Annotated in this window: 4 protein-coding genes and 1 pseudogene; 3 read left to right on the top strand and 2 right to left on the bottom strand. The window is 42.1% G+C overall.

Annotated elements, in window-relative coordinates; genetic code table 11:
• Positions 1-162 precede the first annotated feature (162 nt).
• Both ELS82_RS23145 and ELS82_RS23140 read left to right on the top strand, forming a co-directional pair.
• Positions 163-549: an ASCH domain-containing protein gene (locus ELS82_RS23145; RefSeq protein WP_134837540.1), complete on the top strand. Its 387-nt coding sequence runs from the start codon at positions 163-165 to the stop codon at positions 547-549.
• 1,250 nt (positions 550-1,799) lie between these two features.
• Positions 1,800-2,381 (top strand): HD domain-containing protein, encoded by a 582-nt coding sequence (locus ELS82_RS23140; protein ID WP_134837539.1) that lies wholly within the window; start codon positions 1,800-1,802, stop codon positions 2,379-2,381.
• 802 nt (positions 2,382-3,183) lie between these two features.
• Here the strand turns inward: ELS82_RS23140 and ELS82_RS26495 are convergent.
• The gene (locus tag ELS82_RS26495; protein WP_167489492.1) at positions 3,184-3,345 is read right to left on the bottom strand and encodes a hypothetical protein; all 162 of its coding nucleotides are present in this window, start codon (positions 3,343-3,345) and stop codon (positions 3,184-3,186) included.
• A gap of 1,002 nt (positions 3,346-4,347) precedes the next feature.
• On the opposite strand from ELS82_RS26495, the gene ELS82_RS23115 reads away from it, so the two are divergent.
• Positions 4,348-5,292 (top strand): toll/interleukin-1 receptor domain-containing protein, encoded by a 945-nt coding sequence (locus ELS82_RS23115; RefSeq protein WP_134837537.1) that lies wholly within the window; start codon positions 4,348-4,350, stop codon positions 5,290-5,292.
• 58 nt (positions 5,293-5,350) lie between these two features.
• Here ELS82_RS23115 and ELS82_RS23110 read toward each other — a convergent pair.
• Positions 5,351-5,468 (bottom strand): annotated as a pseudogene (locus ELS82_RS23110) (IS30 family transposase); the annotation flags it as partial.

Here is a 5,468-nt window from a genome sequence, read left to right as displayed (position 1 = left end):
GTTAGTGAGTATGCAGAAAATTTGCCTAACAAACAATTCAAGCTGATTCGCAACGCTCGGCACTTTCGGTTTCAATCAGTTTGGTGATTACGGTGAAGTGCTTAGGCAATGTGGCAGCGTTGCTCACAACTTAATTGGGCGTTATGTTCTTTGGAGAAAAATGTGAAAGCTCTATCTGTAGTTGAGCCTTGGGGGACAATGATCGCGAACCAAACCAAGTTGCTGGAAATCAGAACTTGGCATCCAGAAGTGTTACCAATGCTCAATGTTGCTCTGGTCCAAAATCGCAGACGGCTAACGACAGAAGGTGATGAAGATTTGACAGGGTGGGTTGTCGCTGTTGTTGATATTGTCGCGTGTGAGCCGTGGGTGAAAGAGGATTGTGAGCTTTCAGGCTGTGATGAATCAGAGTTTGCAAATGGCTGGTTGGCGTGGAAATTACGTAATATCAGAAAGCTAGACAACCCAGTGAAGGCCATAGCAAAACGAAAGTTCTACGATTTAACAGATTTAGAGGCTACACAAGTCAAACTTGAACTACGAACATAACAAAGCGTTAAAGAGGGACTTGGCACGCGTGGCATTTTCGGTTTGCAGTTTGTTTAGTGGTTAAGGCGTAATGCGGTCACTTTTGTAGTGCGTGCCTGCGCCCCTTAACGCGGCGTTAGTTTACAAGAGTAGAACAGGGATTTTATTCCAAGAGCTTGTCCGGTTATTGTGCTTTGCACCTGTTTGTTTGCTAATCACAGTAACTTTCCGGTGGCACTATATGGGAAGCGTTCACGGTTGGGTTGTCACTTACTGGCTCTAACTTTTTCGTGATAGTTCTTTGGTGTGGCTTCTTTTTCTTGGTCGCTAATCCGTGAATATTGGTTTTAGTCGTACTTGGTTGTCGAGTTGGTCGAACCAATTCTTTGTCAGTTTGAGATCTTCAATTTTGGTTGTTTAGCGCATGTCGCTTCTTAGCCAAGTTCGTTTTGTTAGTTGGGTTTGAGTTTTGTAGTTTTCAGTTTTACATCTGCGTCCAAAGCCAGTAGTTTTATAACTAATTCAGCATCTTGGCGCTAAACTTTGGCTTCATCATGTAGGTAAACTAACAAGGCATTTAAGACAGATTCGCAACACTCGGCGTTTTCAATCCAAGTTGAGTTTTGTGTTTACGGTGCAACGGTTTAGTAAGGTGGTAGTGTTGCTCACTACTTAATGCGGCGTTAGTTTACAAGAGTAGAAAAGGGGTTTTATTCCGAGAGCTTGTCTGGTGATTGTGATTTTCACCTGTTGGTTTACTAACCTCACGACCTTTCCGGTGGCACTATATGTGAAGCGTTTGCGGTTGCGTAGTCACTTACTGGCTCTAACTTTTTCGTGATAGTTCTTTGGTGTGGTTTCTTTTTCTTGGTGACTAATCCGTGAATATTGGTTTTTAGTCGCATTTGGTTGTCAGGCTGGTTAAACGAATCCTTTGTCAGTTCGAGATCTTCAATTTTGGTTGTCTAGCGCATGTCGCTTCTTAGCCAAGTTCGTTTTGTTAGTGGGGTTTGAGTTTCGTAGTTTTCAGTTTTACATCTGCGGCCAAAGCCAGTAGTTTTGTAACTAATTCAGCACCTTGGTGCTAAACTTTGGCTGCATCATGTAGGTAACCTAACAAGGCATTTAAGACAGATTCGCAACACTCGGCATTATCAATTCAAGTTGAGATTTGTGGTTACGGTGCAATGGTTTAGTAAGGTGGTAGTGTTGCTCACTACTTAATTTGGCGTTATACGTCAATCAAATATTGCACATCAAAAGGACTTAGTGTGGAAGAAATTAAGGGAATAGTCGACTTTATGGTAGAGGTCGAGAAACTTAAATCGATAGAAAGACAAACTAAACCTGTAGGGTTAGACAGATATGAGAACTCAGCAGAACATAGCTGGCATGTTTGTCTGAGTGCTCTTTTACTCAAAGATTTTGCTAATGAAGCAGTTGATATCGTTCGTGTCATGAAAATGCTACTCATCCATGACTTGGGTGAAATTGAGGCCGGTGATACGGTTATTTACTCTGCTGAAACAGAAGAAAACAAACAACTCGAAAGGTCATGCATACAGAAGTTATTTCGACTATTGCCAGAAGCAAGCCGAGAAGAGTTCTCTAATCTCTGGGAAGAGTTTGAAGAAGGTGTCAGCCCCGAAGCACGCTTTGCTAAGGCAATCGATCGAGTTCCCCCTTTACTTCACAACATTCATGGTGAAGGTCATGGCTGGAAGAAACACAATATAGCCAAAGAAAAAGTTTTTGCCTTTAATGGCGAACGCATTTCCAAAGGTAGTAATTTGCTGTGGCGAGAAGTCGAGTCTAGGCTCAATAACGCAGTTCAATCGGGTGTACTGAAATAGGCGTATAACAATAAATTTAAGCAGATTCGCAACGCTTGGCATTTTTGCTATGCGTTGCGTTTTGTGTTTAAGGCGGTATGCGGGGGCATCGGTATTGCGTTGCTCACACCTTAACAGGGCGTTATGTTTACTTGTATTTCAAAGGCTTAAACATCTTAGGCTCTAGTTCTTTGTCCCTCTGGCAATTATTCCCTAGTAGACTCAGCAAATCAGCATTGTCGGCATAAGTTCTTGAACTTCTTAGGCCGTAAAACATGCAAATATTCGTGGGTTGCTTCATTGTCAGGGCGAGTAGGCTAGGTTTATGTTTCTCTGGCTTAAAGTTGCTGTGAGGATATTTCCCAAGCAACATCCTACCTTGGCAGTAGTCTCGGCAATTTACCATTGTCTTGCGCTTTGTTTGGAAAGAAAGGGTACTTGTTGGGGCTTAGTCGAGTTGCCTCATTGGGCAGGGAAGTGTTCATACTTGTTTTAGGTTGGTCGCCTTTGGAGGCCAAGCTGGTTCTTGCCTTGTGGGTTGGTTCAGAAACCTAGTTTAAAACAGCAGTTCTTTCTCAAGTAAGTCAGTGAGTTGTGGTAAAACATAACAAACAATTTAAGCAGATTCACAACGCTTGGCAATTTTGGTTTGAATCGGCATTGGTGTTTACGGCACAATGTTTTAGTTAAGTGGTCGCGTTGTTCACTACTTAATTGGGCGTTATGTTTACTTGAAATTCAAAGGCTTAAAGGTCTTAGGCTTTAGTTCTTTGTCCCTCTGGCAATTCGTCCCTAGTAGACTCAGCAAATCCGCATTGTCGGCCTAAGTTCTTGAATCACTCAGCCCGTAAAACATGCCAATGTTCGCGGGTTGCTTCATTGTCAGGTCGTGGTGGTTGGCTTCGGGTTTAACTGGCTTAAAGTCGCTTTTAGGTTCTTTGCCAAGTAGCATTTCGGTTTGGCAGTTGCCTCGGCAATTCAGCATTGTTTTGCGCTTTGGTTGGAAAGAAAGGGCGCTTGTTGTTAGTTGCTCGGGTTACCTCATTGGGCAGGGAAGTGGAACTATTCGTTTTAGGTTGGCCGCCTTTGGTGGTCAAGTCACTTCTTACCTTGTGGCTTGGTTCAGAAAATTAGTCAGAAATAGCAGTTCTTTCTCAATTAAGTCAGTAACTTGTGGTAAAACATAACAAACAATTCAACAGTGATTCGCAACGCTTGGCGCTCTCACTTCGGGTTGAATTTAGTGTTTACGGCGCAGTGTTCAAGTTCAGTGTCTGCGCTGCTCACACGTTAATTGGACGTTAGTCGCCAGAAAAAGCTAGCAATCAAAATCATGTTTCTGAGCTTAAAATTTGGCAGCTGTTTGTTTGGTATAAAGATTCATCGTCGATGGTCAAAACTCAGTTTCAACTGTTTAAAGTCCACAGTTTTGCAAGTGTCCTAGCGGTTGTTTAGTTCTTTGGTGCTGACAGAACAGGGCAATCGAGAATTTGTTTTTGGCTGCAACTCTGCTCGGTGAGTTTGTTGGTACAAAAGCCGATTTACTCGCTGAAAAGACGTTTTCTCTGGTGTGGTAAGTTCCACGTGGTTTCAGTGATTTTGTTGAAAGTCCGCACTGTGAGATTGGTTTTCCAAAAGCGTTTTTTGGTGTTGTCAGTCCGTTTTCTACGACGTTGTTTGTTCCAAGTGGTTTCATTGACTAGCCGCTTTGATACTACGCCTGACTTAAGTGCATCAAAGCACATAAAGTTTGTTGTTCGCAAAGCTTGGTTCGGCTTAAAATTGTCGCTCGGTGCCTCGCGACTAACAAACTGCTCAAGAGGGATTCGCAACGCGTAGCATTTTTACGATGCGTTGAGTTTAGTGATTAAGGTGGTTTGCGGCGGCTTCAGTATTGCGTTGCTCACCCCTTAGCAGGGCGTTATAAGCCTAGTTGGGCATAAGTCTTTGGAAGTTAAATTTTAGTAGATAGTTTAAGGTTAATCAGATGCAAGTACCTAAAGTGTTTTTCTCTTACTCTCATGATAGTGAAGAACATAAAGCGTGGGTTCTAGCGCTAGCAACACGTTTAGAAGAAAATGGAGTTGCAGTGACACTAGACCAATGGGATTTGAGAGTTGGCGATGACCTACCTTATTTTATGGAATCTGGTCTAACTGATGCAGATAGAGTTGTTTTAATATGTACGGAGTCGTATGTAAAAAAAGCTAATGACATGCGCAGTGGTGGTGTCGGTTATGAAAAAATGATAATTACTGCTCAAATAATGGCAGATTTGGGAAGTAACAGGGTAATCCCTATAGTTGTTAATAATGACTCACCCAATAAGACTCCGACGTTTGTTTCTAGCAAGTTATATCTAAGTTTTGAGCCATTAGATTACGAAAATAGTTACTGCGAGCTCATTAGCAACCTGTGGGGGAAATCCGTAAAACCACGACCTAAGAGAGGTTCGAGTCCCTTTGCTAGAGAAGTTTCTCCCATAAACCCAATCACTTTTGATGTGCCTGCATCTTTTAGTAACCCTGCTACAAAGTCCAAAGTTACTGTTAATCCGACAGCTAATAACGGCCGTTATTGGGTTGGTGAGGGAGAAATGGCTTTTGAATTGTATTGGTCTAGATGTGGTTCGGGCTCTATATGGATATACAATGACCCTGAATCTATCCATTCTTTATCAATAGTTCCCGAAAGTTTCAAAGAAATATCCGACATTGTTGATGCTACTGATTCTTCGTTTTATCTTGAGGAAAGAAGCTCTAGTTTACGAGTCGGTGAAATTGCAGTTTTACAGAATACCAATGGTTATTATTTAGCGTTGAAAGTGGAACAAGTCCTGTATAGGTCTAGGCATGGTGATGATAAAGATGAATTGACTATTAGCTACGTAATTGCGCCAGCTAAAAGTACATCATTCTCAAAGTTTGCTTAAAGAAGCATGTTGTACAGTGTATTCGGCTCTTAGTATCAAGTTTGAAGTGCGACACTTTTTACAGATGCGCATGAATATACTCCGTTGGTGTTCTATACCCAAGTCTTTTGCGTGGGCGCGTATTTAATTTGTGTGCAATTTCATTGCAGATCTTCTGTGTCACATGTGACATGGAA

This window comes from Vibrio ouci, assembly GCF_004551525.1.
In the GTDB taxonomy this organism is placed as follows: domain Bacteria; phylum Pseudomonadota; class Gammaproteobacteria; order Enterobacterales; family Vibrionaceae; genus Vibrio; species Vibrio ouci.
This window is presented reverse-complemented; position numbering and strand designations above follow the sequence as displayed.

Bases quoted from the DNA above. Each gene is read 5' to 3' on its own strand.
- ELS82_RS26495 (WP_167489492.1), bottom strand. From the start codon at position 3,345: ATGCTGAATTGCCGAGGCAACTGCCAAACCGAAATGCTACTTGGCAAA.
- ELS82_RS23115 (WP_134837537.1), top strand. From the start codon at position 4,348: ATGCAAGTACCTAAAGTGTTTTTCTCTTACTCTCATGATAGTGAAGAA.